This is a genomic window from Streptomyces sp. NPDC032822 (assembly GCF_055578825.1).
The window spans coordinates 1-25,711 of the sequence record NZ_JBVIOL010000028.1; the positions used below are offsets into that span (position 1 = coordinate 1).

The window sequence follows — 25,711 nt, forward strand, 5'->3', positions numbered from 1 at the left end:
TGAACACAGAACTCGAACGGTTCCGGCAGCGATAGTGCTCACCTGCTGGCGGCTACGGAACCGAGCATTCCCCGATTCCGTAGCTCCCATTAGGCCGCGGGCGAAGCCCGTCAGCCCGGGCAGGTCATCGCGGACGACGGCCACGATCCAGGCGGGGAGCCGGCCGCCGAGGATCTCTCCGAAGTCACGGATGTGCTGGTGGGTGGCTTCCAATTCTGGGCATCGGGCCAGGATCATCCTGAGGCGTTGGTGTTCCTCTTCGCCGAGCGTGCCGGGGCGTCGGGTGAGCCAGCCGGTGACCCGGCGGCGCTTGGCACTGCGTCCGGCGGAAGGCCGCGAGGTAGTCGCGGACGGAGGCGTATCCGTCGAGGTAGCCTCGTTCGGCGATCTCGCGGTGCAGGGCCAAGGCGTTCGTGCACCCCTGTGACCAGCGGTGTTGCAGGTAGGGCTTGAAGGGGTCGAGTTTGCTCGGCCGCCGGGGCATCCCGGTGACCATGTCTTGCCAGCGGGCGTCGTGCGCGTACCGCATCACCGTTCTGCGGCCCCAGCCGCGGTGCCGGGCGATAGCCCGGAGACTGTGCCCCTGGGCGGTCAGTCCGTGGACCTGCGCGTGAGCCGCCCGCATGCGCTCTGCCCGCAGCCCGGTGGGGTCCGTCGCGGCCGCCGGTTCGGTGTGGTCCGCCGGGGCCGGTTGCGGGGCAGGTTCTGGCAAGCAGGCGCGGCGTGCTGCGACGGTCTTCCCGACCGCCCGGCCCAGGCCCTGCCAGAGGGGGAAGCGGTCGGCGACCTGGACCGCGTCCGGGGCGCCGAGCCGCGAGCCCTCCGCGTAGGCCCCGGCCCGGTCCCGGCAGATCACCTCCACCCCCGGATGCGTAGTCAGCCAGCCAGAGGGCCTGCCTCGCGGCCCGGCAGCACGTCGATGACCTGGTGAGTCTGGCCACTGGTGATCACCGTCACGTACGTGGCACCGCGCCGGGTGGCGAAGTCATCGACACCAAGAACCCGCGGGACCCCTCTTTCGGGATCAGGCAGGTTCAGTACGCGCCGCAGGAACGTCATACGGCCCCCCATGACGCCCAGCGAGGTCGCGAGCCGGGCCCCGGCCCGGCCGGCGAGAGCCAGCCCTATCATCTCCAGCCACGAGCCCAGACGCCGATTCCACCGAGCGCACGGGACGGTCGGCAGTGCGAACCGCTCGGCGAATGTCCGCCGCCCACAACCCGTGTTATCGCAGATGAACCGGCATACCAGCAACGTGATCACCACAGGCCGGCCGCCCAGCGGGAGGTCGTACACCCGCCGGCGACAACAGTCGTGGACACGGCCACTCCACCGCCCGCAGTCCGGGCACTCCGCATTCCTCGCCCGGCCCCACCCCATGACGCACACCAACCCCAGGAACGACCGGGCCGCTCTGATGACGATTTCGCCGTCGAGGCCGGCGAACACGAGCCAGGCCCAGCAGGATTCTTCGAAGTCCATGCCCGACCGTCCGCGCGCACACCTCCATCCATCACGATCCGAGCCCGCACCTGATGGAGCGTCACTGACTAGCACTCCAGTGGTAGTTCATGCTCTTCGTGAGTGGGGGGTGCCTGGCGGGCGACGGTGACTGCGGCGGACGCGGGCATGGCGGCGTCGTCGCCGGGTGGTTCAGCTCGAAGGCACGCAGGTCGTCGCGGACTTGATCGGCATCCGCCTGGTGCTCTGACCGGGAAGGTTCACCGGGGCGCAGGTAGGGACGAGTGGATGGGGCGCGATCTGGTCGGGGCATGCATCAGCCACTGTGGAAACAGTTGGACACGTCCTGGACTCTCTACGACGATTCGAGCTGTGACAGACAAAGTCGAGCGCCGGACCCCGGCACCCACGAGCCCGAAGTCCGTGCGATTTGTTGAGTTGTCGAGCACGACCATGAGGGCCTTGCTGAAGGACGACCTGGCTCGCGCGAGTGCCGAAGCAGGTGTCGCTCTCACCGAGTACTTCGTCACCGACACGGCAAAGTGGGTGTGGCAGTATCGGGTCAATCAGCTGACCTCGGACCCGGGTTACACGGGGTGGCTCACTGAGATTGTGGTGGCCGAGCCGGAAGGTGCCGTCGTGGGGTATGCCGGGTTCCATGGGCCGCCGGATGAGGCGGGGATGGTGGAGCTCGGTTACTCGGTGGTCCCCGTCTACCGTCGTCAGGGCTACGCCAGGGCGATGCTGACCGCGTTGGTGCATCGGGCCGTTGCCGAAGCCCGAGTCGGGACCGTGCGGGTGACGATCAGTCCTGACAACGCCGCATCCCTGGCCACGATTTCGGGGTTTGGCTTTGTGAAGGTCGGAGAGCAATGGGACGAGGAAGACGGCCTCGAAGTCATATTTGAAGTTCCTGTCTGATCAAGCTGCTGCTGGAAGAGGTCGGCCTCCCCAGCGGATGCCTCTCTCGCTTCGGATGCGGGCGCGTTCCTTGCGCTGGGCGGCGAGCACGTCGGGGTGGCGGGCGTTGGCGTTGCGCCAGCGCAGGTAGGCGTGCAGGGCGCGGGTCTGCACGGTGTGGTTGTGGTGGTTCGAGTTGGCGATGGTGAACTGCCTCAGCGGTCCAAAGTGTGCCTCGATCGGGTTTGCCCACGAGGCGTAGGCCGGGGTGAAGCACAACTCGACCTTGTGCTTCTTCGCTCAGCGCCGGATGTCGGCGCGCTTGTGGGCGGACAGGTTGTCCATGATCGCGTAGATCGGGGCGCCGTCGGGCCGTGCGGCGCGGATCGATTTCAGCGCGGCGAGAGTGTTCGCGGCGCCCTTCTTGCGGCGGTTGACGCCCCACAAGCGGTCGTCGCCGACCGAGTAGCAGCCGTGGAAGTACCGGACTCCGTGGGTGCGATGGTAGGTGGCGGGCAACCGGTCGGGACGCCGTTGCTCGGCCCAGCCAGAGCCCGCAATGGGGCGGATGCCGAGCGGGCCGAACTCGTCGAAGGCAAAGACGCGGTCCGGGAAGCGGTCCAGGACGTGCTCGATGCGGTCGAGTTTGGTGTCGCGCTCGGGGTCTGGTGATTCCTTCCAGGTCTTGGTGCGCTGGAAGGTGATGCCGCGGCGGGCGAGCAGGCAGCGTAATGCTTCGCGGCCGATGCGGATGATCCGGCCGTGGATTTTACGCAGGTAGGCGGCGAGTTTGCGGATCGACCAGCGGGTGAAGGGCTGGCCGAGCTCGGCGGGTCGGGTGGTGGCCGTTTGGATGACGAAGTCCTCGTCGTCAGGGCTGAGTTGGCGGGGACGGCCTCCCGCCCATTGAGGGTCCAGGCAGGCCAGGCCGATCTCGTTGAACCGGTGGATCACGTCCCGGACGGTGTCCTCGTCGGCCTGCACCAGTTGCGCGATCACCGGCACGCGGTTCCCGCCGGCCGAGGCCAGCAGCATCATCGCGCGCCGGTATCGCACCGAACTCGTGCTGCCACGACGCACGATCTGCTGCAGCCGCTGACCTTCCTGGTCGGTCAGTCTGCGCACACGGACAGGCTCAGCCACCGCGTCTCCAGCGGTCGGATCGGACGTCACCGCACATCCAACCGCCACGACCACCAACCCGGCGAACCTACGCGGTCACAGCACTAGCGATCGACGGAGGTCTCCCTGCTCGGGCGCCACCGCAACCAGAGGTCTCCCCCGTCCGGCCGGTAGCGGTCTCCATCGTCCAACCGCACCTCGCCCATAAGCCGCCGAGCACCGTCCGGTGCCCGACGGCACGGCGCGAGCAGCACGTTCAGTTCGTCGTAGCGGGCATCGACCCCTCCGTTCGCCGGGTGTTCCTCCCTCCCGGCGTCAGAGACCTCGTACCTGACGTAGATTGCCCACTGCTCGCGCTCCATCGCCACTGCCGCCTCGCTCGCGGGCCAGACGACGTACTCGTTGGCCGTGTTGGCCGGGTGATAGTCCCAACCCTCAAAGTAGTGCGGGACACCATTGATGACCGCGAGTCCGTGACGCGGCCCGTCGTACCACTCCAGGACCGAGTACGCCCGCTCGAAGCCGTCCGCGATCAGTTGCTGCTCATCCCAGGGTTCAGCCACATGGGCAGGCTACCGGCCGACGACCTCCGCATCCATGATCACGATCTACGGCTGGAGTACCAGTGGGCGGGCGCATCATCGTGACCATTTACCCCGGCGCACGGCGCCCGACTCGAACACGGTCATAACTTCTCCGCGACCGCTCCCCAAGGTCTGTGCCAGACCCCAACCGGGGTCTGGCACAGACCTTGGGGAGCGGTCGCGGAGGGGGACCCCGGACCTTCCCGGAGGCGAGGCGGTCAGGTGGTGTGGAGCCTGAAGTGCAGCAGGCCGGTGGCATCAGCTGGGGCGGGCTTGCCCTCCGGATCGGTGACCGCGGTCACGGCCAGGCCGGCGGTCGTGGCCAGCTTCTCGAAGTGCTCCCGGGTGTACCAATGCATAATCCACGGGCGCTCTTCGATGGTGCTGTCCAAGCCGTGGTGCCGTTCGTAGCGTAGAAGCGTCGTCTGTGTCCGGGCTGCCTCGTCGCGTTGCTCGGCGACGACGGATACCCGCAGCTCGGCGCCGTCGGGTGCGGTGGCCGTGCGCACCCGGCCGATCTGTTCGGCGGGGGTCGGTGCGGGGGTGAACAGGGGCACCAGGGCGGTGCCGCCCTCTGCCAGGTGAGCGCGGATGCCGCGTAGGGCGGCCAGCGCGGTGGCGTCGTCGGGAAGCAGGGTGAAGGTCGGCCCGGCGAGGAAGATCGCCTCGTAGCGGCGGGGTAGGTTCAAAGCCTCCATGCGCTGGTGGAACACGGTGGCACGGATGCCTTGTTGGTCTGCCCTGCGTCGGAGCCGCTCGAGCATGTCGGCGGAGGAGTCGACGCCGTCGACGTCCAGGCCGCGTCGGAGCAGTTCGAGCAGGGGATCACCGTCTCCGCACCCCAGCTCCAGTGCCGGCACGCCGGCTTGCTCAATGAAGGCTGCGTAGGGTTCGGGGTCCTGGGAGAAGGACTTCAGCGGTCCGTAGAGGTCTGCAACGATGCCGGTGTAGAAGTCAGCTGGGTCCACGCACGTCACCCTACGCAGCCCCTTTTGTACGTTCACCCGAATATCGCGGGTGGGTCACTGCAACAGGATCATCTTGCGGAGCAGTTCGAATCCCGCCCGTCCGTAGAGCTGCCTCTTGATCTTCTTGATGCGGTTCACGGCACCTTCGGTGCCGCCGGAGCTCCAGAGCAGGGTGAGGCCGGCCGTCACCGCGTCGAGGTCCCGGAGCAGGCGGAGTACGAAGCCGGTGAGGCCCGGCAGCTGATTGCCCTCAACAGCGTCGATCCAGACAGGGAGCGCGGGACCGAGGCGATGGGCCATCATCTCGCCGAAGCCGCGGACGCGCCCTGCGGCGGCGTCCAGCTCGGGGGCAGCGGGCCAGGATGCCCTTCAGCACGGCGCCATCTTCCTCCCTCAGGGCTGTGGGATGGCGGGTGAGCCAGCCGGTCACCCGCCGCACCGTCGGCGGTGGAGGCGGCGCCTGTGGCGGGGTGGCTCGCAGGGTGGCGATGCAGGCGCGGACCATCTGACAGGTGACGGGGACGTTTCCGGCGAGGAGTTCGCGGTGCAGGAGGGTGACGTTCGAGCAGCCCGCGGCGAACCGCTCTTCCAGGTAGGGCTTGCAGGGGGCCAGCCTGCTGGATGCCGGGCGGTTCTCGCGGAGAGTGTCCTGCCAGTGCGCGGCGCGCGCGTAGCGCAACACGGTGCTGAGGCCCCAGCCCAGGTGGCGGGCGATCGCCCGGCGAGAGTGGCCCCGGGCGAGCAACTCGTGGACCAGGGCGTGCGCGGCCTTCTTGCGCTGAGCCCGCCTGCCGACCGGCTCCCGGTCAGCAGGCCTCGAGCCGTCCGGCGGACTGCCGGCACTCGTCGTCTTGAGCGGTACCGGTGCCCGCAAGCACTCCCGGTGAGCGGCGACGCAGGTCTCCACAGCCCGGCCCAGGCCCTGCCACAGGTGGAACCGGCCGGCGGCCTGGAGGGCAACGGGGGCGCTGGTTTCGTTCGTGAGGACGGACACCACTTGTCGACGGGTTTGAGCACCACGTGTCGATCACAGGGCAGCGAAATATCAATGAGAACTGACACCACTCCGGGACGGCGCACTGGGACGAGGAATGGATGGGGTGGCTGGCAGATTCGGGGCATTGTCGAGCCTGTGGGGGCGTAGTGGGTCTGGGAACGGTGGCGGTCACCGGAGCAGCGGGCAACATCGGGTCCGTGGTCCGGGCGGCTCTGAGAGGCGATGCGGATCGGCTGGTCCTGTTGGACCGTGTTCCGCTCCGGGCGGAGACGGCAACGGAAGAGGTGCGCATCGTCGACCTGCGGGATGCGGCAGCTGTGGAGTCGGCGCTGGCCGGTGTGGATTCGGTGCTTCACCTGGGCGGAGTGCCGGATGAGGCGCCTCTTGCCGATCTCCTGCAGGCGAATGTGTTGGGCACCCACCATGTGCTGGAAGCAGCGCGGCGTGTGGGAAGCGGGCGGGTGGTGCTGGCCAGCAGTAATCGCATCACGGGCTTCTATCCCACGGCTCATTGCACACGTCCGCTGGAGCCTGCGCGGCCTGACGGCCTGTACGGCGTGAGCAAGGTAGCCGTTGAGGCCCTGGGTCAGCTGTATGCGGATAAGTTCGGCCTCTCGGTCATATGCCTGCGCATCGGCAGCTTCGAGGAAACGCCCACAGAACCTCGGCACCTGGCGACCTGGCTCAGCCCGCGTGACACCGTGGGGTATATCCGGGCAGCACTCACCGCCCCGCAGTCCACTCGCTTCGCCACGGCGTATGCGGTCTCCGCCAACACCCGACGGTTCTGGGAACTCCCTGACGAGTCAGTCCTGGCCTACACACCTGTCGACAACGCCGAGGCGTATGCCTCGCGCGTAACCGACGCCGAGGTTCCTGCCGATCCCTCGGCGCCTCAGGCCGGACCATATGCGACGCCTGAATTCACTCTGCAGCACATCTGGCCCTGACTCTGGCCGGCCCGACGGCGACCATGGCATACCGTCAACGGTTACTGGAGCCCTGGGCGGCGGCTCAGGCCCGGGCTATGGCGAGGCGGCAGGAGGCCTTCGCCCGGCCACAGGGGCTGCTCGGCCACGAGGGCGGTGAGGAACAGACCGACCTTGTCCAGGACTTCGGCGCGGTCGTTCATCCCGTAGACGACGGGCTCGCCCGTCACGGCGTCCACGGCCCGCACCTGGCTGCCCGGACCCGTGCACAGCAGGGCGCGGGCCATGACGGGAAGGGTGAGGCTCAAGGCATCGCACTCCCCCTCGCCAACGAGCTGCAGCAGGCCGGCGGTGACACGTTCGAAGTCGCCGACGGCCGGCCAGCCGGCGCCGCCGTTCAGTTCGTGGGTGAGGGCGGCCAGCGGAACGATCTCGCCCGGCTGCCGTCCTTGGGTGAGCAGGCCGTGGATCCGGGCGCCGTCAGGCTGGTGCACCTGCGGATGGAGCAGGGAGCCGGCGGCCACCACGGTGGTATTGACCTCCCGTGTTCCGGGGCCGGGCCAGTACGGCTCGTGCGCGAAGAGCAGGTACACGTCCTGGGTGCGGACCGGGCCGGAGTCCGGCTGGGTACGGACCGGGCCGGGGTCGGGCTGGGGCATGGGGAGGGTTCCTTTCAGGAGCGATGTGCCGGACGTGGGGTGAGGTGCCGGGGGTGCCGTCGGCCGGGCGTCGCGCGGGCGGGGGCCCCGTGGCCGCCCGGGCCTGCGGTTGTGGTCCGTGCCGGCCGTGCCGTCCTCGGCAGTGCGCTGGAGGATGTGGGCGACTTGGCCGACGAGCTGGAGCAGCAGCCGTTCACGGGCGATGAGGGCGGCTGAGGCCGGGCGGGTGTCCTGGGTCTGGAGCAGGCCGGCGGCATCCCACAGCAGGTGGTGGCCGATCTCGGCCGGGCGGCGCAGTTCGTGGCGGTCGCTTCCGGCAGCGGCCTGGACCAGTGAGGTGTGCAGGGCGGCCAGGCGCTGCAGGCAGCGGCACGGACTCTCGCCCCCGACGCTGCGGACCTGTGCGCGGGCACGGGCATCGAGCCGGCCGGGCAGGTGCCCGGCGAGCAGCGGGGCGAGCAGCATCGCCGGCAGCGCGACGTCGCCGGGCAGGCCCTGGCTCATGGCGAACACTGCGGCGGCCAGGCCGATCAGAGCGACGACGACGGCGGACAGCCCCAGGGATCCAGGGACAAGGGGAGCCAGAGCGATGCGGTGGGCGGGACGCCGTGTCAGCCACCGAAGGGCCAGGCGCTGCAGACCGGTCGCGGCCGGAGTGAGGACCCCGATCTGATAAGGGATCTCGGGCAGGCTGCCGTCGCCGGGAACAGTCCAGGCGAGGTAGCCCCACCGGGTGCGTTCGTGCACGAGCACCAGCTCGCACTCCGCCGAGCAGGTGTGATCGCGGACATGACCGGTACGCAGGGCACGGGAACGTTCCCTCTCCCACCGGCCCCGGTCACAGGTGAAGGGGCGCTGATGGTGCGCGGCCGCGGCGGGCTGCGGTGTGCGGGGCGTGTCCCTCACGGACTGCTTCCTTCCAGGCGGCCGATGAAGACGCAGGCACACGTGGCGCAACGGCCGTCACCATCGGGGTCGGCGCGCCGGGGCGTGGGCCCCGGGCAGGTACGGCACAGCGGCCAGCCAAGACAGGCCGGGCAGAGATCCACGCCCGGGACGGCTACGGGCACACCGCAGCCGGCGCATTCGATAGGGGCGCGGTAGGTCAGGGCCTGGCCCACCGTGCGCACGGCCGCAGAGCCGGCCGATCGCGGCGCCGAGCCATCCCCCACGGGCGTGCCGTGCTGACCGGCCAGGGTGACGGGCGGCGGGCAAGCCCCGGCAGCACGGAGCCGGGCAGCGATGACCGCACCGACGATGGCGCGGATGGAGTGCGGCAGAGAACGGCCGCCGACGACGTACTCGAGCTGCGCGCGCGTCCAGCCGGCATCCAGCATCGCGGTGAGAATCCGGCCCAGCCCGGAAAAGACCCAGCCACACAACAGCAGCACGGAGTACCGTGCACCGAACACCAGCAGCAGACACACTCCCGATCCGAGGACCCCGGCCGCCAGTGGATTCCGCACCGCCCGTGGAACTGCGGGTGGATTCGGCACCGTCCATGGAACTGCCGCTGCTTTGCGGCGCGGCAGACCTGCGCGGGCGCCGGGCAGGAGGGCTCTGGTGTCCTGCTGAGCAGTCTTCTGAACGATGGTGTTCTTAACGGGCCCACCGGCCAACGTAGGCTCAGCCACTGGTAAAAAACCCGACCCCGACAGTGACCAGGCGTTCTGCAGAGCGGACAGGGCCGGCAGATCGGTGATCAGGCAGAGAGCCGCGCCGAAAGCGCCGTCCCGCTCACGCTCGCGGACCAGGAAGCCGCCCTTCCCCGGCTCCTTCAACCCGCCCTTGACGGCTGACACACCATCACAGCCGCGTCGGGCGATGCCGGCGACAGACACCCGCCAGCCCTCCCGGTACATGGAAAGCAGCCCGAACAGCCCCCTGGCCCTCAACGATAACTGCCGCTCCCGCAACAGCGCATTGGCCACCCGGGCGAACTGACCGGACGCCACCACACCCCGACGAACCCCCGCCGCGAAGGGGCTCACCGCCGTGCCTCCGGCGCCGGCCGCACGCCATGACCACGACAGCACGCCAGGCACGCCGGGCACACCGGGCACACCGGGCACACCGAGGAAGGCCGGGCACGCCGAGGAGGGTCGGCCGACGGTCCGGGGCGTGCAAGCGCGCGTGTGTTCCATGCCCTCAGCACACCCGCCACCCCCGACCAGCCTGACGGCCACCAACCCCGACCACCGGTCACAATCGGACAACAAGCGCGCCGACCTGCCGTGGTCAGGGACGTGGTCGGGCCGACCACAGACCTCCCCGGCATTCCGGACCGCTGCGCAATCGCGGTAGCGCAACGGCAGCAGCACCCGCTGCACAGCCGTCTGCGGCACTCAACGCGCAACGGCAGCGGCACCCGTTACGCAGCGGCACTCGTTGCGCAGACGGCTGCGCAACAAGTCCCCTCATGCGCAGCCGGCATGCGCAACCCACTGCACAACACGGGACACCGCGGCCCCCGGACCTGCGCACCTGACCCGGCCACGCCCAACCGGCCGCACCACGGGGCACCGCAGGCCCCAGGTCTGCGCACCCGGCCCGGCCATGCACAACCGGCCTGCCACAACCCGCACCTGAAAAGGCCGCCCGCCCGCTCCGCCGCCCGCCTTCCCCTCCCCTACCCCCTGGGCCCGGATTCCCGTTCCCCCCGCCTCCACGGTACTGACCGGGCCGGGCCCACCCGGTCAGTACCGGTACCCCACGGCCGGGACTATGGCCGGACCCGTGGTCGGGCCCGTGGCCGGGCCGGGCCTGCCCGGTCAGTGCCGATACCCCACGACCGGGACTGTGGTCGGGGCTGTGGTCGGGGCTGTGGTCGGGGCTGTGGTCGGGGCTGTGGTCGGGGCTGTGGTCGGGCCGACCATGGGCCCGACCACAGGCTTTGTATCCCCTTCGTGACCATGGCCGGCCTCCCATGGCCGGAGGCCGGGCCGAGGCCGGCGGGCTTCCTCAAGGTCCGTAGGCACACGTTCCGACCTGGGAGTCCGACCATGTCCCCCGGTAAGCAGGCCTCAGCGAGCAACGCCCCTGCGCCGATGGCCACAGGCACCGAACTGAACAGAATGAAACGCCGCGTCCGCCCCACCCGCCTGGCCCTGTTCACCACGATCGCAGCCGGTCCCCTCCCCCTGGGCATCGCGGTGACATCCGGCCCGGCCACGGCCACAGCCACCCTCTCGGACAAACCCGCCATTGTGCACACCACAGACGCCGCAGCCCACCCGGCCGCCGCAGCCGACCCGGCGGGCCATGCGCAGCTGTTCGTCGGTGCATGGCTGCGCAGCAGCGCCGACGGTGCGCAGGCGCGGCTTGCGCAGTCCCTCGCACCGGACACCGACCTGCCGCACCCGGCCGCCGGCGCGCAGCCGCAGCTGGCATCCGTGACAGCAGTACGCAGTGCGCGGCGCGGCGCGAGCCAGTGGACGGTGACCGTCGCTGCGCAGTATGCCGACGCATCGGTGCGCTACTTCGTCATCCCCGTCACCGCCACCACCACCGGCAGCTCATTCACCGCGTATCGTTTGCCGGATCACCGTATCCATGGTTCGGGCTGGGAGGCTGCGGTGTCGTGGCTGGAGAACTGGACCGGCACGAGGCTGCTGCGCGCGATCGGATCGCCGCACTGCGCGGGGAGATCGCGAAGTTGATCGCCTGCTGGTTGAACAGGCAGGAGCATCCCGGATCCGGGCAAGCAGCCCGGCCGGAATCTGGTCTCTCCGGGTCTGCGGCCATACGTTTGATTCTGGTCGATCGCTGCGCCCCGGTCCCAGCCCGAGAGCTGCACCCCGGACCGGGCCTCACCTCACCCTCTATCGATGGGCACTACTTCCACGCTCGCTCCACGGTGACGGAGTTGGACACTGTCTCGACGCCTGCCGGAAGTTTGAAGGCGCACTCGTCTTGCAGGTTGGCCATCAGCTCCTGCTCCTGCTCGTTGGTGACCTTCAAGTAGTACATTACGCGCTTGGAGTGGAGCTCGGATTTCTGGATGTCCCGTGTCGTGGTGTAGGTCCTTGCCGCCTGTCCCGGCTTGATCGGATCCTTCGGGCAGTAGATGGTGTGCTCGGTACCGGGGTCTCCGGGTGACCCTGCGAAGGAGCACCGGCGGTACTGACGCCATGGCGTACAGGCTGGCCGACGGGACGATGACAGCGGATGGCTCTATGGGCTTTCGATTGCGAGCTTGCTGGCAAACGCGATCATGGCAACCCCGCCGCTGGCTTTGAGAACCCGGATACGGCGTGTTTTCCCCAGAAACCAGGTCCGCATAGATCCGGCTGCGCAGACCCAGATGGTTTCGATGAGTACTTGGACCACGCCTCCAGCGAGGCCGAGGACCAGCATCTGGACGAAGGGGTTTCCACGCGAGTGGTCAACGAATTGGGGCAGGACGGCCACCAGCGACACGATGCTCTTTGGGTTGGCGACACCGACGACAAGGCCCTGTCGTACCGATCGAGCCCACGACGTCCCGTGCGGGGCATCGGTTGTGGCGGAGGGCTCACTCACGGAGTTGGACCGGGCGGAGCGCAGGGCACTGACGCCCAGCCAGAATAGGTAGCACGCACCGACGACCTTGATTGCAAGGAAGAGTTGGGCCGATGCCTCGACGATTGCTCCAAGGCCAGCGAGCACGAACGCTAGGAGTGCAAGACCGCCCAGAGCGTTCCCCAGCACGATCCACATCGCCGATCGACGCCCCACAGTGATGGCACGGCTGGTCTCGAGCAAGACAGATGGCCCCGGGATCATCGACAGCACGGCCGACAGAAGAAGGAAACCGACGACCAGGCTCAGGTTCACGGGCATAAGGACGGACGATAACCGAGAGCGGATTCGTCCGGAAAGAGCAGTGCCCAGTTTAAGATGTCCTAACAAAGGCGCTGTACGTGCCGGTGGGTGATGAGGCAGGTGGCGAGGCCGAGGAAGGCTTCGTGGATGTCGTCGCGTCGTTCCCAGCGGATCCGTAGGCGGCGGAAGCCGTGCAGCCAGGCGATCGTTCTCTCGACGGCATAGCGGAAGATGCCCAGGCCGGAGCCGTGTGGTGGCCTCGTTCGGCGATGACTGGGCGGATGCCGCGGGCCCAGAGCAGGCGGCGGTACTTGTCGTGGTCGTAGCCGCGGTCGGCCAGGAGCGCGTCGGGCCGGTGTCTGGGCCGGCCGACGACGCCGGCCACGGCCGGAACCTTGTCCAGCAGGGGCAGCAACTGCGTGACGTCGTTGCGGTTCCCGCTGGTCAGCGACACCGCGAGCGGGATGCCCTGGCCGTCGGTGAGGACGTGGTGCTTGCTGCCCGGCCTTGCGCGGTCGACCGGGCTGGGCCCGCTTTTGGGCCGCGCCGAGCAGCCCGCACGTGCGAGGAGTCGATCACCGCCCGCGACCAGTCCAGTTTCTTCGCGGCCCGCAGCTTCTTCAGCAGCACCAGGTGCAACTTGTCCCACACGCCGGCTTCGTTCCATGCGGCGAGGCGCCGCCAGCACGTCATGCCGGAGCCGAAGCCCAGCTCCTGGGGCAGGTACTCCCACTGAATGCCGGTGTGCAGCACGAACAGGATCCCGCACAACGCCTGCCGGTCCGGGACCCGTGGCCGGCCCTCCACCAGCTTCGGACCCGGCTGGGGCAGCAATGGCTCGACCAGCGACCACAGTTCGTCCGAGACGATCCACGGACGCGACTCCCTCTTTCCCACGACAACACCAACGACCGACCAGACCGACAGTCACATGATCATCGGCTTCTGTTAGGGCTTCTAAGTCACGGTCCCAAGCGGCCCTAATACTCCAGCTGTAGATCGTGATCTTCATGCTTGATTTGCGGCTTGTCGCCGGTAATGGCTGGTGCGGGACCGGGCTTGATGGCGGCGTCGCCAGTCGGACCAGTTGAGCTGGTGGACTGCGTCGTGGACCGGCCGGACGACAAGCGTGATGAACAGGCGCTGGATCTCGTTGCAGGACAGCGGTACCAAGTCGGTCGGTCCGGGATCGCGGGCTTCGTCAGCGCGGACGACGGCGAGGAAGGCGTGGGCGAGCATGGCGAGGGTGACCCAGCGGACCCAGGAGGCATAGCGGCGGACCTGGTGCTCATCCAGTCCGGCCAGGCCCTTTCCTGTTTGGAAGGTCTCCTCCACCCGCCATCTTGATCCGGCGACCCGCACCAGCGTGGTCAGGGGCACCTGGGCAGGCGACCAGCAGCGGAAGTAGGCGAGTTCTCCGGTGGTGCGGTTGCGGCGGATGAGCAGTTGGTGAGCGCCGGGCCGGGGTTCGGCCAGGCCGATGATGGCCCAGTCGTAGAAGCGGTGGCCCTTGGCGCCGGCCCCTGCCGACAACTTCTGCCAGGCCCGTTTCGGCACCCTCGCAGCCAGGGCGTCCGCGCGGAACTTTCCTGCACCGGTGTCGACTTCGGGTGAACAGGCAATGGCGAGCACGTAGCCGACTCCGTGCTCTTCCAACGCGGTCCGCAGTTTCGGGTTGCCGCCGTAGACCTCGTCTGCCGCGACCCAGTCCACGCGGTGCCCGGCGTCCAGGAACCGGCCGATCATACGAGTGGCCAGTTCCGGCTTGGTCGCGAAGGCGGTGTCCTCACCCAGCCCTGCGGCCCGGCAGCGATCCGGGTCGCACGTCCAGGAGCACGGAATGTACAGCTCGCGGTCCACCGCCGCGTGCCCGCGCAGCCCCGCATATACGAGGTAGACGGCGACCTGGGCGTTTTCGATCCGGCCTGCGGTGCCGGTGTATTGGCGCTGGACACCGACGGTGTGGGTGCCCTTCTTCAAGTCGCCGGTCTCGTCGACTACGAGGACTGCCTGGTCGTCATACAACTGCTCCACCACGTAGTCGCGAACGTCGTCACGCACCGCGTCGGCGTCCCAGGAGGCCCGGCACAGCAGATGCTGCATGCCGTGCGGGGTCGGTTCTCCAGTCCACTCCGCGATGCTCCAGCAGTTCTTGCGCGGCAGGTTCGACAGCAACCCGAGCACCAGCCGCCCGGCTCGGCGCCGGGGCTCAACCCGGGCGAACCGGCTGGCTATGCGCCCCATAAGGGCCTCGAACTCCTCCTGCCAGCGGGCAGGGTCTACGCTGTGACCTGCGGCCACCGCATGATCGTTTGTCTTCACACACCGATGATCAACGGTGGCCGCTCCTTGTTGCGAGCAGGAGGAGCGCCGTGCAGGTCGCCGGAGTCGACATCTACGTGAATCACCCCGTGCTGCACCTGGGAGCGACCGACTGGGTTCCAGTCTCCCTCGCCCTGGAGGCTGCCCCTGCGGCTAGCTGTGACACCCACGTGGCTGTTCGGGTTCGCGCTCAGAGGGGACTGATCAAAGTGCGTCTCTTCACGCAGCCCCAAACGCCGGAGGCCGAAGGGCCCGACCCGGAATTCATCACGGTCTTCGACGGCTCCCTCCTGCTGCCTGACGGCCGCATCGCAGTCGGCGATGTCGAGCAACTGACACGCTTCGTGCATCGAGTGGGCGACCGCGGCGAGTTCAACGTGCGCGTCGCAGTGGACTCGCCGGGGCCAGACGCCGGCGCCATCGACGTCACTGTCACCCGCCTCAGCAAGTGATCTGCCGAGATAGCCACCTCAGCGCATGCAGGGCGCTCGGCAGCTGGCCCGTTCGCGAGCAAGATCACGATCTATAGCTGGAGTACTAACCCAGCGATCAGGGCGGACGTCGCTGTCCATCCGGCAACGCGCTCGCCGACCCGGCGAACCTTTCCGGCCACAGCACTATCTGGCCTGGCCAGATTGACGAGTTGACCAGGCGCCTCGCCGAGTGGGAGGACGCGTCGTCCCGGCTGCAGATCACGCGGGAGACGATGACCGACATCTTCTTCGACGACGCGACGGTCTCGGTCGCCGGGGCGGAAGCGGACCCAGGCGAGACAGAAATGGAGGACAACCCGTTGCCGGCGGGATCGCCGGTCGGGGTGCGGCTGGTGCCGCACTGGACACCCGAGCCGGCCATGGGGGTGCTGCCGGGTTCGCACCGGGACATCGTCGAGGCCCTCCAGGACACGGAACATCCGATGCGGGCGCACCACCTGTGCACCGCGCCGGATTTACCGACGGACACGAGCCAGGAGGAAGGCTTCCGGTCGAAGCTGAAACGGCAAGTGGGAGTTGATCCGTCCAGGAGCCCCGTCGGGGACCCACACGACAACGCCCTCACGGAGAACCACCCGACGCCCCTCACAACCGAGGGCCTCCGCCATACCGCACCCTCACCCCGAAGGCCGAGGCCAATCCCCGCACCTCGAACACATCAACAACCCCTACAGCTCCCCCGCAACCAGGAACACCCCGGCACCCCAGCCCGACCGAGCCCGAGGAAAAACACCACACCCAGCAGACAACAGCCGAACACACAAACCTCAACACCCGCCAAACCCAGCCGACCAGCGACTCCCGCAGGACGCGGAAACCTCACCCTGGTGCTCTACGCGGCCCCGCAAGTCACGTGCGACACCACTTGTCACCGAGTTCGGGCAGCATGTGATGATCACAGGGTCGGCGCATGCCGATGAGAACTGACACCGCTCAGGTGGTCCCGTCCTCGGTGCCGTCGTGATGGTCGGCATCAAAGAGTGTCAGGAATCAGCGCAGTAGGCTCCTGCCCATGGGAGCGTTCTTACCGTTTCTGATCTTGGCTGCGATCCTCGCAGCGGTCCTGGGCTTCTTCGCGTGGCTGGCATCACGTATTCGCCGCCGGGGCCTGGCAGGCGGGGCCATGAGTGCAGCCTTGGCCTCATATGAAGAGGCGTTCCGTATCACGGCTCACGCATCTCACGTTGAGATCCGAGCCCAGACGGAGCGCAAGGCGCCGATCCTGTCACCTGACGATCACTGGGGGCGAAGCCCTGGCGGAACCGGCCCTGCGGGGGCACAGGACCACCGGCCGCTTCAGCCGCGTTCTCGCCGGTCACGACGTGGCCCTGGCCGCTGGATCGATCGACTGAGGCGCGGTCGCTGAGCAGTGGACACCGTGCAGGTCGCGGCGGGAGCAGTAGTTGCGCTGGGCGCCATTGTGTTCCCGGCGGATCGTGCTCTGCCAGCAACGGAGACACGGCGATGGATCCACTGGCGCAAGATTAAAGGGCTGCCGTCCACCGGTGTCGATGTCAGCCGCCGCACTTCACCCCAACATCCGATCCACGAAGCAGGAGCGACGACATGAGATTCGACGACCACCGCGTGGTCATCACGGCCGCTGGCCGTGATTTCGGCCGCACCCTGGCCATCCGTCTCGCAGACCTCGGCGCCGAGGTCTTCCTCTCCGCCCGGAACCTCGCCGCCGCTGAGCGTGTCCGCGACGAAATTCGCGACCGAGGACACCAGCAAGTCCACGCCTTCTCCTGCAACTTGACGGACCCCGCCTCGATCCGCGGCTTCGCTGCCGATGTCGCCCGGCACACCGACCGCATCGACGTGCTGATCAACAACGGCTCCCGCTACCTCGAAGGCCCAGACCTCCAATCCGCCTCCGACGCCGACATCGTCGACACCATCGCATCCGGCGCCACCGGCACCGTCCTGACCGTGAAGAACTTCCTCCCTCTCCTGCTCAACTCGGATAAGCCGGACGTGGTGACCATGGTCTCCGCTTGCGGAACGGCCGGGCATCACCGCTCGGACGCGCACGACGCTTTCTACGCGGCCAAGAGCGCCCAAACAGGGTTCGCCGAGATCCTCTCCAAGCGCCTGCGGCCCCAGGGAGTCCGGGTGATCTCCCTCTACCCGCCCGACTTCGCCAACCCTGACCCGCTCTCCGAGGAATGGGAGACCACACCGCGCGAGGCCAAGGACGCACTCACCGCACAGTCACTCGTGGAGTGCATCCTCTTCGCCGTCGCCCAGCCCCGCGACTGCTTCATCAAGGCGTTCCACTTCGAACAGGTATGACCGATTCCTGGCACCTCCACACAAGGCGGCTGACACCGGGGTCCGGGGCGTCACACGGGCCCCGGGCCGGGGTATTCAGACAGTTCCAATACCCGACTCCACCATTAGCCATCCACACGGCAGACGCCATCGAAGCCCACCGCGCGTTCATCGCCCGTCGCCGATCACTCCGTCCCAGCGAGGAATATCGAACCCCGACGAACGAGGAGTGGGACGCCTTCCTCTCCCACTTCGAGAAGCGCAAACTCTCCTTGGGAACCTGCGCTCGGGCCTTCGGAACTGCGTGCATCCACGAGCACGCGTGCGTCCGATGTTCACTCCTCCGCGCCGAGCCGTCCCAGCAAGGTCGCCTGCTCGAGATCCGCGACAACCTGCTCGATCGGATCGCCGAAGCTCAGCGCGAAGGCTGGCATGGGGAGGTCGAGGGCTTGGAGATCAGCCTGGCTGGTGCCGAGGAGAAGCTGACCCAGCTCGATGCCGCACTCAAACCCTCGGTGATCCACCTGGGCCTGCCCACCTTCGGTCAGATCGCCGGGCGCTCCAACAACCTCTGATCGTCCGTCTCGGTGGCGGGGAATCCTGACCGAGATCCGAGCAAGGGCTGTTCGTCCTCGTCGCGCGCACGGCGCGCCGCCAGGAGTCCTGACTGCTCGACTTACCCAGTGACAGCGCTGGAGTCCGGCGGAGGCTCGCGATCCTTCGGTTCGTGCGCAGTGCTCGGGATGCTGCCCGGTGCCCAGCCGAGAACCTCCTCGAAACGGCGGGCTGCGAAGAGAACGGGCGGGCGTCCGCGATCACTCTCGTGAAGCCTGATGGTCGCCTGGCTCAACTGTGTGCGACGTGCAAGCTCCCTCACGGAGATGCCCTCGGCTTCCCGGAACTCGATGAGAGCTTTCGCCAGCCGCTCGGATTCGCTCATGGCCAGAGCATTCCGCATCACGCACGCTCGGTCAGCATCCCGGCCTGATCCGCCCGCAATTTGCGCTTCCCGCCGCTCCATCGGGAGTCGAATCCGTTCTCGGCCGAACCGGTGGTTCGGAGAAGTGACCAGGCCGAACGAGATGGCACCGCTCCAAATAGTCCGGGGCATGGCAAACCTCCAGTACGCCCCGAGCCCCCAGCCTAAAAGCACCACCGACACCCGGCACCCGAGCAGCAGCCCGCCACCGGTGTCAGGGTCCGCCAGCACGCCGACCAGCCCTGGCCGGGCCTGAGTGCTCCGGCTCGTGGGCTTGCTGCGGCTGCTTGATCGTCCGTTACCCGGCGCAGAGCGGCGTCGCCCTCAGGAAGGAGCTCCCGGCCGACGTACGCGGCCTCTCGAGGCGACCTGTCGTGCCGTCATGACGCCGGGGCGATCTGAGGCTGCGCGCACCCTGATTGCATGATGCAGCTCACACGGAGATCTGTGGAGGCGTTGTCGGATCGGGCCCGTGTGGGGCCCAAGGGGAGAAGGATTTTCCAGCGACGCAAGGAGACACCCATGGCCACCGAGGACCAGGCGCCCAGCTACTACATGGTCGAGGACAACGGCTCCATCGACACCCACGTGGCAGAGCGGATTGGCGAGTTCAACTGGGACCCGGGGGCCGCAGGGGCGGTCATGGCCTTGTTCCCGGCCGACTGGACCGAGAGCGGAGGCGAGCTCGTGACCCTTCGCGAGGACGGGACCGTCGCCCTCGACACCGACGGTACGTTCGACCTACCCGAGCCGTTCAATCGCGGCACTCCTCCCACGATGATCACCACCACCACCGGCATGGCGGTGCTCAAGCCCGACCACCCGGCCAACCAGACGATCGAGTCCGGCTTCCAGGCAGCCGGCATCCCCGTGCCCGACGTGGTCCGGGCACTGAACGCCCGCGAGGCCGCCCTCGCCGGGGACCAGGCCGCGATCCGCGCCTACACCTCGGAGGCGCTGGGAAAGTGGAGTGGGTGGAGCGAACCGATCTCCACCGCCCTGCTCGGCAACTGGGCAGACCCGCTCTACAACGAAGGCCGGCTTTCCCCCGGCGCCCTGGACCTGTTCCTGTCCGAAGCCAAGGTCATCAACAAGCAGCTCAAGCCGATCTGGGACCGCAAGGCCAACAAGGACTACGTGCGCCTGCTCGACACCCCGCTCGGCCACGGAATGACCCTGTACGACGTGCTCTCCGGACAGCCAGCTACCGACCACACCTTCGAGGGCTTCGAGGACTCGCGCCTGATCGCCATCCTTGAAACCCTCTCCCCGGAAGAGCTGGCAGTGGCTACGTGGCGCAGCCGCCGCGGAATCGCCAACTGGCCCGAGGCTGCTATGGCCGCCGGTCTTCCAGAGCCGAAGGCTGTCGCCGAGCGGCTCCGCCGGAAGATGAAGCGGCTTGCCGCCCACACCACTAGTAGCTCTCTGAAGGCCGGGACGGGTACGGAGAACGGCCGATGAGCGCTCCCTCTCCGGCCCTCTCGCGCCCGCACGTACGCCGGGAGATCGTGCTGCAGATCACCCCTCCGGACCTGCCGGCCTGCACCGCAATACTCGGCACCAGCAGCCTCGGTGCGCTCCTGGTCCACGGCGCTGTCCCGGCAAGATCCCCGCTCGTGTGGCCGCTTGTGGTTCTCGCGCTCGGCGCGATGGCGTACGACGTCGCGCTCCGGGCGGTGCGCCGCCGCGAGGGCTGACGACCGCCCTCCCTGATGACGTGGGCTGGTGCGGCCCGGGGGAACACCCCCCGGGCCGCGCCGTATCAGCGTTGCCGGGGGTCGGAAGGGGGATGGCCTTGCAGCCCTCCTCCAGGATCGAGTTGTTCTCCACACTCGTGAACAACTGCTGCAGCGTCAGGCGCCGTCGGCGGGGTGGTCAGCAGGAGCTGGGACAGGCTGAGGCGTCCTCCAGCTCGTGGATCGCGGCCGTGGTGATGGGGATGATCTCGCCCCTCACCGGGTTCGGGGTGGGCTGGATTCCGGCGTGGCGCGAGGCGACGGCGGGCTTCGGCCGGCGGTGCGACCGGCCGCCGTCCATCACGAACACCATCGCGGTCACGTCGGGCCGCCACTGCAACGTCGGCAATGGGCTGCGACTCGGCCCCGATCGCAAAGACTGCGGCTCAGGCGTGCTCGAGGAGGCAGTCGATGAGCTCCGTCCCGAAGTTTCGGATTGCGCTCGCTTTCCACCAGGCGCGTAGCTGCGCGAACGGCCGGTCAGTCTGCTTGGGCGGGCGAGGCGTCTTCACCGCCATCTGGTTCAGCTTGGCGCGGGGCCCCTCTCGGAGAGCACGGACAGGAAGCGGAGTTTTCCGTCGTCGTCGGCGGCGGTGACGTATTCCGTCCCCAGCTCGGTGAGGCAGGCCGCGATCTGCTCGCCACGGCGAGTAGTTCAGCCGATCAGCTCTTGCGGCACCCGGAAATCTCCATGACCGGTCGGCGCCGATGGGCACAAGTGTGGGTGACCTTCCTGGGAGACTCGTCGCTATGGATCGTCAGACTGCAGTCGTCGCGCTACCAGGCGAAGAGGTTCCGGCGTGAACGAGTCGAGCGGTACTCAGCCGACACACCTGAACTTTCCACCCGTCGAGAACGGCGTCGACTACCTGCGCAGCGTGGTCGACCACCTCACCGCCGCCGACCCGCCTGGCCCGCGGGATCTGAAGTACGCGGTGCTGCACCTCCAGGCCGCGGCCGAGGTTCTGCTCAAAACCCGTCTGCTGCGCGAGCATTGGAGCCTGGTCTTCAAAGATCCCGGGAGCGCCACCCGGAAGAAGTTCGATGCTTGGGACTTCGAGAGTTGCACCACCCAGAACGCTGTAAACCGGCTGCGCAACGTCGTCGGCGTCGACGTGGACGACCGACACATGGCCGCCTTGACGGCGTTGTCCAAGTCCCGCAACTCTCTGCAGCACTACGCCCTGACCGCCCCGGCCCGCGCCGTCGAGGCCCGCGCCGCTGAGGTCCTGGACTTCCTCATGGGTTTCGTCCACGCCGAGCTGGTACCCGCGGCGACAGCTGACGTCGGCGTGCCGGAGAATGACCAGGTCGAGGAGGGACTGGCCTATGTTCGCGCGAAACTCGGCACCATCCAGTCCTTCCTCAAACGACGCTACGACCAGCTACGCCCCGAACTGGACGAGGTGCTCGACACCACAGTTCAGTGCCCGTCCTGCACCCAATGGGCCGTCGTCCTCGGCGACGGGAATGGGCCTTTGTCCTGTCGCTTTTGCCATCACGGCTGGGAGAGTGCCGAGTTGGCGGCCGTGGACGGAGGATTCATCCACGCCGATTGGTGCGACGTGGTCGACTGCCCGGACTGCGGCCAAACCGCGGTCCTGGTTGCCCTGGCCAGCGTGGCCTCCGCCCCAGGCCACCAGCACTCTGTCTGCTACGCCTGCGGTACCGGCTTCGACAACCTGCGGCGCTGCGAGAGCTGTGAACGGCGGTATGTCCCCGAGGGCAACGACATGGGCCTGTGCCCAGGCTGCCTGGCCTCACGTATCGACCGCTTCTGACCCCGCCGCCCAAGCGCATTCCTTTCACCAGCCTGGCTGTTGGGCCTCAGCTCGTGAAGCGGACGACTTCCTGACACTCCAGTGGCGAATACTGGGGCGAAGGATCGAGTGTTGGTGATGCACAGCTTCTTCCGCACCCATAGGTGAACGCCACCTCGCGCACATCCTGTCCGTCGACCAGGACGCCACCGCGCTGGACATGGTGTCCTCAGGCGCTGCGTGAGCGGAGTGCTGCCGTCTTCTTCGTGGCCTTCTGCGCTGTCGTCTTCTTGGCCGGCTGCTTCTTCGCGGTCTTCTTGGCCGGCTGCTTCTTCGCGGTCTTCTTGGCCGGCTGCTTCTTCGCGGTCTTCTTGGCCAGCATGTCGTGGACGTCGGCGTCCTCGCCGCGAGCGGCCCTGGCCTGCTGGACGGACTCGGTCAGGGCGGCCATGAGATCCAGCACCTTGCCCGGCTCCGGGACGTCGGGCAGGGGCTTCTCCTCCCGCTTCGCTTCGATGATCTTCGCCAGGGCGTCGGTATAGGCATCGGTGAACTCCGGGCCCTCAAGGTCCTCGTGGGTCATGCGGTTGATGAGCGCCAGCGCCCCCTCGCTCGGCGAGGGTGCCCTGCGGGACGAGTTCGACCTCCAGTTCACCGCTGAGGTACTGGCGGGCGAACCCTTTGTTCTCCCCGACGTAGCTGCCCGTCACGCGGCTGACGCGGCCCTCGGCGAGGAGAACGCTCAGCCCCTGGCCGTCGATGCCGCAGTTGTTGGAGACGACCTTCAGGCCGGTGGCACCCTGGGCGTGCAGGGCGTCGATGAGGGTGGCCGGTATGCCGGACAGGCCGAAGCCGCCGACTGCCAGCGAGGCCCCGTCGGGGATGTCGGCGACCGCCGCGGCGGCGCTCGCGCTGACCTTGTTCACGTATGGGTCTTTTCAGTCGGAGGTCAGGCAGAGGCAGAGGTCAGGCAGAGGTCAGTCGGAGGCCGGCCGCAGGGCGTCGGAGATGGACTTGGCGCCGCCGTGTGCGGTGAAGCCGCCGTCGACGGGGATCTCGGTGCCGGTGATGAAGGACGCGTCGTCGGAGAGGAGGAAGACCACCAGCGGGGTGATCTCGTCGACGGTGCCGGTGCGGGCCAGCGGCGTCTCGCGGATGTTCGCCTCGCGGAAGGCGGGTGCGGCGGAGGCGGTCATCTCGGTCTCGATGAAGCCGGGATGGACGGTGTTCACGCGGATGCCCCGCGGGCCCAGCTCGACACAGGCCGCCTTCGACAGGCCGCGCAGCGCCCACTTGCTGGCCGTGTACGCGACCGGGTAGTGCCCGGTGAGCCCGGCGGCCGAGCCGACGTTGACGATCGAGGAACCCGGCGGCATCAACGGCGCCAGGTGCTGGATGCCCAGCAGCGGGCCGGTGACGTTGACCGCGTGGACGCGGGCGAAGTCCTCGGCCGTGACCTCGTGGAGCCGCGCGCGCCAGGTGATGCCGGCGTTGTTGACCAGGCCGTGGACCTCTCCGTACTGGCGTCGCAGCCCTTCGGCGAGCGCCGCCCACTCCGCCGCCTCGGTGACGTCCAGGCGCAGACAGCCGGGAGCCTCGGTCACATCGGTGGCGACGACCACTGCCCCCGCCCGCGCCAGCGCCTCGGCCTCGGCCGCGCCCTGCCCGCGCGCGGCTCCGGTGACGACGACGACCTTGCCGTCCAGCCCGTTCACGGGCGCGACCGCGGGCGCTTGCGGGCCCTGGGGAGGACCGGTACCGGTCCGGAGCCGGGCACGACGGTGTTGGAGACGGTGCCGATGCCCTCGACGGTGAGGGTGACGGTGTCGCCGGGCTTCAGCGGCGGCGGATCCTGTCGGCCTCGTATGCCCCACAGCTCGGCCAGGCACCCGCCGTTGCCGCAGGTACCGGAGCCGAGGACATCGCCAGGGCGGACGTATGTGCCGCGCGAGGCGTAGGCGACCATCTCCTCGAAGGTCCAGCTCATGTTGGACAGCAGGTCCTTGCCGACCACCTCGCCGTTCACCGAGGCGGTCAGCGCCAGCCGCAGGAAACCGTCCGTGTCCCGGTACGGCTCCAGCTCGTCGGCGGTGACCAGGTACGGGCCGAGGGTGGCGGCGGTGTCCTTGCCCTTGCAGGGGCCCAGCCCGACCCTCATCTCGGCGGATTGGAGGTCGCGGGCGGACCAGTCGTTGAAGATCGTGTAGCCGATGATGTGGTCGCGGGCCTGCTCGGGCGTCAGGTCGCGGCCCTCGACACCTATGACGGCGGCGACTTCGAGTTCGAAGTCCAGGGCCGAGGAGCCGGGCGGCACGGGCACGTCGTCGTGCGCGCCGATGACGGCGTAAGGATTGGTGAAGTAGAAGGTCGGCGCGTCGTACCAGGCGTCGGGAACCCCGGCCGCGTTGTCGATGCTGCGCCGCATGCCCTCGACGTGCTCCTCGAAGGTGACGAAGTCCCGTACGGACGGAGGCTGCAGAGGCGGCAGCAGCCGCACCTGCGAGACATGTGGGCCGTCCGGCACGTCCGGCGTGGCGTTGCCCGCCTCGCGCAGGGCCGCGGGGCCCGCCCGGAGCAGGTCGAGCAGCGAGGCGGGGGCGAGGACGGGGCGGAGGGTGCAGTCGTCGTCGACGGTGGCCACTCTGTGGAGGCCCTGGTGTTCGTACGTGGCGAAGCGCATGGCGGTCCTGGGGTGTGGCGTAGGAGGGGACCGGGGGTGCGGGGGGAGTCAGGCATGGACTTTCCGCGCCCCCGGAGCAGAGGGGGATCAGACCGGCGGGGCGACGAAGACGCCGCGGTCGACGTCGTTGAAGGACTCCTTGACGATCAGCTCGTTCATCGCATTCGCCGTGCCCCACTGGTCGGTGACCTCGGGCTGGGAGAAGTCGTAGACGTGCGGATGCCAGGTGTCCTCGTCGAGTTCCTCCAACTCCGTTGTGTACTCGATGGTGTTGCCGTGCGGGTCGAGGAAGTACGTGAAGGTGTTGTCGCCGGCCATGTGCCGGCCCGGGCCCCAGATCTTGCGGGCGCCGGAGCGCATCACGCGGCCCGAGCCGCGCATGTACTCGTCCAGGCCGCGCATCTCGAACGAGACGTGGTGCAGGGAGGTGTGCGGGCCCTTGGCGATGGCCATCGAGTGGTGCTGGTTGCTGATCCGCATGAAGTGCATGACGTCGCCCATGTGCGGATGGCCGAGCGTGTCGGACAGCCGGAAGCCGAGGTGGCGCTCGTACCAGGCGCGGGTGGCGTCCAGGTCGGGGGAGTTGAGGACGACGTGCGAGAGGCGGACCGGGATGGCCTCCTTCTCCTCGATGCGCCGGTGCTGCCGGGCCCCGACCTCCGCCGAGACCTCGATGGTGCGGCCGTCGCCGTCGAAGAAGCGGAAGCCGTAGCCGCCGCCGGGGGTGTCGACCTTGCCCGGCTGCGAGATCAACCGCACGCCGTCCGTGAGGAGTTGCTCGGCGAGCGTGTCCACGTCGGCGGCCGAGGCGGCGCCGTAGGACACGAGGTCGAGCCGTTTCTCGTCGGCCTTGCGCAGCCGTACGACGTACTGTTCGGGGCTGCCTTCCGCGGCCAGGAAGGAGATGCCCGAGTCCTCGGCGACCTTGGTCAGGCCCCAGACGCCGGCGTAGAAGTCGAGCTGCTTGTCGTAGTCGGGCACGGCGAGGTCGACGTGCCGCAGGTGGGTGAGCAGGCGGTCGGGGAGGGCGTCGGTCATGTCGT

General features: G+C 68.4%; 24 protein-coding genes and 3 pseudogenes. 10 read left to right on the forward strand and 17 right to left on the reverse strand.

Annotated elements, in window-relative coordinates; all coding sequences use genetic code 11:
- Positions 1-876: 876 nt before the first annotated feature.
- A complete protein-coding gene (locus tag ACZ5VD_RS40350; protein ID WP_468685424.1) occupies positions 877-1,482 on the reverse strand; it encodes a transposase family protein in 606 nt (201 codons plus the stop codon).
- A gap of 432 nt (positions 1,483-1,914) precedes the next feature.
- On the opposite strand from ACZ5VD_RS40350, the gene ACZ5VD_RS40355 reads away from it, so the two are divergent.
- Positions 1,915-2,382 (forward strand): GNAT family N-acetyltransferase, encoded by a 468-nt coding sequence (locus ACZ5VD_RS40355; RefSeq protein ID WP_468554881.1) that lies wholly within the window; start codon positions 1,915-1,917, stop codon positions 2,380-2,382.
- On the opposite strand, the pseudogene ACZ5VD_RS40360 reads toward ACZ5VD_RS40355, so the two are convergent.
- From ACZ5VD_RS40360 to ACZ5VD_RS40375, 4 genes and pseudogenes are all read right to left on the reverse strand, one after another.
- Positions 2,383-3,504, reverse strand: a pseudogene (locus ACZ5VD_RS40360) (IS630 family transposase). It abuts the gene before it with no gap.
- An 83-nt stretch (positions 3,505-3,587) separates the two neighbouring features.
- Positions 3,588-4,046, reverse strand: a complete 459-nt coding sequence (locus ACZ5VD_RS40365; protein ID WP_468554878.1) for a hypothetical protein — start codon at positions 4,044-4,046, stop codon at positions 3,588-3,590.
- Between the two features lie 239 nt (positions 4,047-4,285).
- Complete coding sequence (locus ACZ5VD_RS40370) at positions 4,286-5,035, reverse strand: class I SAM-dependent methyltransferase (protein ID WP_468685512.1); 750 nt, start codon at positions 5,033-5,035, stop codon at positions 4,286-4,288.
- A 54-nt stretch (positions 5,036-5,089) separates the two neighbouring features.
- The gene (locus ACZ5VD_RS40375) at positions 5,090-5,338 is read right to left on the reverse strand and encodes a transposase (protein WP_468685426.1); all 249 of its coding nucleotides are present in this window, start codon (positions 5,336-5,338) and stop codon (positions 5,090-5,092) included.
- Positions 5,339-6,193: 855 nt separating this feature from the next.
- Here ACZ5VD_RS40375 and ACZ5VD_RS40380 point away from each other — a divergent pair.
- Entirely contained in the window at positions 6,194-6,982 is a 789-nt protein-coding gene (locus ACZ5VD_RS40380; protein WP_468685427.1) for an NAD-dependent epimerase/dehydratase family protein, read from the forward strand.
- 41 nt (positions 6,983-7,023) lie between these two features.
- On the opposite strand, the gene ACZ5VD_RS40385 is transcribed toward ACZ5VD_RS40380, so the two are convergent.
- Positions 7,024-8,526, reverse strand: a complete 1,503-nt coding sequence (locus ACZ5VD_RS40385) for a hypothetical protein (RefSeq protein WP_468685429.1) — start codon at positions 8,524-8,526, stop codon at positions 7,024-7,026.
- The gene (locus tag ACZ5VD_RS40390) at positions 8,523-9,764 is read right to left on the reverse strand and encodes a hypothetical protein (RefSeq protein ID WP_468685430.1); all 1,242 of its coding nucleotides are present in this window, start codon (positions 9,762-9,764) and stop codon (positions 8,523-8,525) included. The genes ACZ5VD_RS40385 and ACZ5VD_RS40390 overlap by 4 nt, the downstream gene beginning before the upstream one ends.
- 580 nt (positions 9,765-10,344) lie before the next feature.
- Here ACZ5VD_RS40390 and ACZ5VD_RS40395 point away from each other — a divergent pair.
- A complete protein-coding gene (locus tag ACZ5VD_RS40395; protein WP_468685431.1) occupies positions 10,345-10,530 on the forward strand; it encodes a glycine zipper family protein in 186 nt (61 codons plus the stop codon).
- A 137-nt stretch (positions 10,531-10,667) separates the two neighbouring features.
- On the forward strand, positions 10,668-11,279 hold the full coding sequence (locus ACZ5VD_RS40400; RefSeq protein WP_468685433.1) for a hypothetical protein: 612 nt from the start codon (positions 10,668-10,670) through the stop codon (positions 11,277-11,279).
- Between the two features lie 175 nt (positions 11,280-11,454).
- On the opposite strand, the gene ACZ5VD_RS40405 is transcribed toward ACZ5VD_RS40400, so the two are convergent.
- The 4 genes and pseudogenes from ACZ5VD_RS40405 to ACZ5VD_RS40420 form a co-directional block, all read right to left on the reverse strand.
- Complete coding sequence (locus tag ACZ5VD_RS40405; RefSeq protein ID WP_468685435.1) at positions 11,455-11,580, reverse strand: hypothetical protein; 126 nt, start codon at positions 11,578-11,580, stop codon at positions 11,455-11,457.
- Positions 11,581-11,793: 213 nt separating this feature from the next.
- Entirely contained in the window at positions 11,794-12,441 is a 648-nt protein-coding gene (locus ACZ5VD_RS40410; RefSeq protein ID WP_468685437.1) for a LysE family translocator, read from the reverse strand.
- A 62-nt stretch (positions 12,442-12,503) separates the two neighbouring features.
- Positions 12,504-13,293: pseudogene (locus tag ACZ5VD_RS40415) on the reverse strand (IS5 family transposase).
- A 138-nt stretch (positions 13,294-13,431) separates the two neighbouring features.
- On the reverse strand, positions 13,432-14,667 hold the full coding sequence (locus ACZ5VD_RS40420) for an IS701 family transposase (RefSeq protein WP_468685514.1): 1,236 nt from the start codon (positions 14,665-14,667) through the stop codon (positions 13,432-13,434).
- Between the two features lie 128 nt (positions 14,668-14,795).
- Here ACZ5VD_RS40420 and ACZ5VD_RS40425 point away from each other — a divergent pair, with 128 nt between their 5' ends.
- The 5 genes from ACZ5VD_RS40425 (at position 14,796) to ACZ5VD_RS40445 (ending at position 20,189) form a co-directional block, all read left to right on the forward strand.
- On the forward strand, positions 14,796-15,197 hold the full coding sequence (locus ACZ5VD_RS40425; RefSeq protein ID WP_468685438.1) for a hypothetical protein: 402 nt from the start codon (positions 14,796-14,798) through the stop codon (positions 15,195-15,197).
- A gap of 1,608 nt (positions 15,198-16,805) precedes the next feature.
- Positions 16,806-17,534, forward strand: a complete 729-nt coding sequence (locus ACZ5VD_RS40430; RefSeq protein ID WP_468685440.1) for an SDR family oxidoreductase — start codon at positions 16,806-16,808, stop codon at positions 17,532-17,534.
- Entirely contained in the window at positions 17,531-18,088 is a 558-nt protein-coding gene (locus ACZ5VD_RS40435; RefSeq protein WP_468685442.1) for an integrase, read from the forward strand. The genes ACZ5VD_RS40430 and ACZ5VD_RS40435 overlap by 4 nt, the downstream gene beginning before the upstream one ends.
- A 926-nt stretch (positions 18,089-19,014) precedes the next feature.
- Entirely contained in the window at positions 19,015-19,953 is a 939-nt protein-coding gene (locus ACZ5VD_RS40440) for a hypothetical protein (protein WP_468685443.1), read from the forward strand.
- Positions 19,950-20,189, forward strand: a complete 240-nt coding sequence (locus ACZ5VD_RS40445; RefSeq protein ID WP_468685446.1) for a hypothetical protein — start codon at positions 19,950-19,952, stop codon at positions 20,187-20,189. The genes ACZ5VD_RS40440 and ACZ5VD_RS40445 overlap by 4 nt, the downstream gene beginning before the upstream one ends.
- A gap of 178 nt (positions 20,190-20,367) precedes the next feature.
- Here ACZ5VD_RS40445 and ACZ5VD_RS40450 read toward each other — a convergent pair whose 3' ends face one another.
- Positions 20,368-20,550 carry a hypothetical protein gene (locus tag ACZ5VD_RS40450; RefSeq protein ID WP_468685448.1) on the reverse strand — a complete coding sequence of 61 codons (183 nt, stop codon included), beginning with the start codon at positions 20,548-20,550 and terminating at the stop codon, positions 20,368-20,370.
- Positions 20,551-21,028: 478 nt separating this feature from the next.
- On the opposite strand from ACZ5VD_RS40450, the gene ACZ5VD_RS40455 reads away from it, so the two are divergent.
- Positions 21,029-22,009 (forward strand): hypothetical protein, encoded by a 981-nt coding sequence (locus ACZ5VD_RS40455; RefSeq protein ID WP_468685449.1) that lies wholly within the window; start codon positions 21,029-21,031, stop codon positions 22,007-22,009.
- A 208-nt stretch (positions 22,010-22,217) separates the two neighbouring features.
- On the opposite strand, the gene ACZ5VD_RS40460 is transcribed toward ACZ5VD_RS40455, so the two are convergent.
- From ACZ5VD_RS40460 to ACZ5VD_RS40480, 5 genes and pseudogenes are all read right to left on the reverse strand, one after another.
- Positions 22,218-22,571, reverse strand: coding sequence for a hypothetical protein (locus ACZ5VD_RS40460; RefSeq protein ID WP_468685451.1), 354 nt, complete (start codon positions 22,569-22,571; stop codon positions 22,218-22,220).
- Positions 22,558-22,914, reverse strand: a pseudogene (locus ACZ5VD_RS40465) (CoA transferase subunit A); the annotation flags it as partial. The pseudogene ACZ5VD_RS40465 and the gene ACZ5VD_RS40460, both read right to left, overlap by 14 nt.
- Before the next feature lie 51 nt (positions 22,915-22,965).
- Positions 22,966-23,703, reverse strand: a complete 738-nt coding sequence (locus ACZ5VD_RS40470; RefSeq protein ID WP_468554865.1) for an SDR family NAD(P)-dependent oxidoreductase — start codon at positions 23,701-23,703, stop codon at positions 22,966-22,968.
- Positions 23,700-24,668 (reverse strand): fumarylacetoacetate hydrolase family protein, encoded by a 969-nt coding sequence (locus tag ACZ5VD_RS40475; RefSeq protein WP_468554864.1) that lies wholly within the window; start codon positions 24,666-24,668, stop codon positions 23,700-23,702. Before ACZ5VD_RS40475 ends, ACZ5VD_RS40470 begins: the two co-directional genes overlap by 4 nt.
- An 87-nt stretch (positions 24,669-24,755) precedes the next feature.
- Positions 24,756-25,706: a VOC family protein gene (locus tag ACZ5VD_RS40480; RefSeq protein ID WP_468685452.1), complete on the reverse strand. Its 951-nt coding sequence runs from the start codon at positions 25,704-25,706 to the stop codon at positions 24,756-24,758.
- Positions 25,707-25,711 lie beyond the last annotated feature (5 nt).

Excerpts from the sequence above, each read along its gene's own strand:
- ACZ5VD_RS40350 (WP_468685424.1), bottom strand. The coding sequence starts at position 1,482 with ATGGACTTCGAAGAATCCTGCTGGGCCTGGCTCGTGTTCGCCGGCCTC.
- ACZ5VD_RS40355 (WP_468554881.1), top strand. The coding sequence starts at position 1,915 with ATGAGGGCCTTGCTGAAGGACGACCTGGCTCGCGCGAGTGCCGAAGCA.
- ACZ5VD_RS40375 (WP_468685426.1), bottom strand. The coding sequence starts at position 5,338 with ATGATGGCCCATCGCCTCGGTCCCGCGCTCCCTGTCTGGATCGACGCT.
- ACZ5VD_RS40390 (WP_468685430.1), bottom strand. The coding sequence starts at position 9,764 with ATGGAACACACGCGCGCTTGCACGCCCCGGACCGTCGGCCGACCCTCC.
- ACZ5VD_RS40395 (WP_468685431.1), top strand. The coding sequence starts at position 10,345 with ATGGCCGGACCCGTGGTCGGGCCCGTGGCCGGGCCGGGCCTGCCCGGT.
- ACZ5VD_RS40400 (WP_468685433.1), top strand. The coding sequence starts at position 10,668 with ATGGCCACAGGCACCGAACTGAACAGAATGAAACGCCGCGTCCGCCCC.
- ACZ5VD_RS40410 (WP_468685437.1), bottom strand. The coding sequence starts at position 12,441 with ATGCCCGTGAACCTGAGCCTGGTCGTCGGTTTCCTTCTTCTGTCGGCC.
- ACZ5VD_RS40420 (WP_468685514.1), bottom strand. The coding sequence starts at position 14,667 with ATGGGGCGCATAGCCAGCCGGTTCGCCCGGGTTGAGCCCCGGCGCCGA.
- ACZ5VD_RS40430 (WP_468685440.1), top strand. The coding sequence starts at position 16,806 with ATGAGATTCGACGACCACCGCGTGGTCATCACGGCCGCTGGCCGTGAT.
- ACZ5VD_RS40435 (WP_468685442.1), top strand. The coding sequence starts at position 17,531 with ATGACCGATTCCTGGCACCTCCACACAAGGCGGCTGACACCGGGGTCC.
- ACZ5VD_RS40440 (WP_468685443.1), top strand. The coding sequence starts at position 19,015 with ATGGCCACCGAGGACCAGGCGCCCAGCTACTACATGGTCGAGGACAAC.
- ACZ5VD_RS40445 (WP_468685446.1), top strand. The coding sequence starts at position 19,950 with ATGAGCGCTCCCTCTCCGGCCCTCTCGCGCCCGCACGTACGCCGGGAG.
- ACZ5VD_RS40460 (WP_468685451.1), bottom strand. The coding sequence starts at position 22,571 with ATGACCCACGAGGACCTTGAGGGCCCGGAGTTCACCGATGCCTATACC.
- ACZ5VD_RS40475 (WP_468554864.1), bottom strand. The coding sequence starts at position 24,668 with ATGCGCTTCGCCACGTACGAACACCAGGGCCTCCACAGAGTGGCCACC.
- ACZ5VD_RS40480 (WP_468685452.1), bottom strand. The coding sequence starts at position 25,706 with ATGACCGACGCCCTCCCCGACCGCCTGCTCACCCACCTGCGGCACGTC.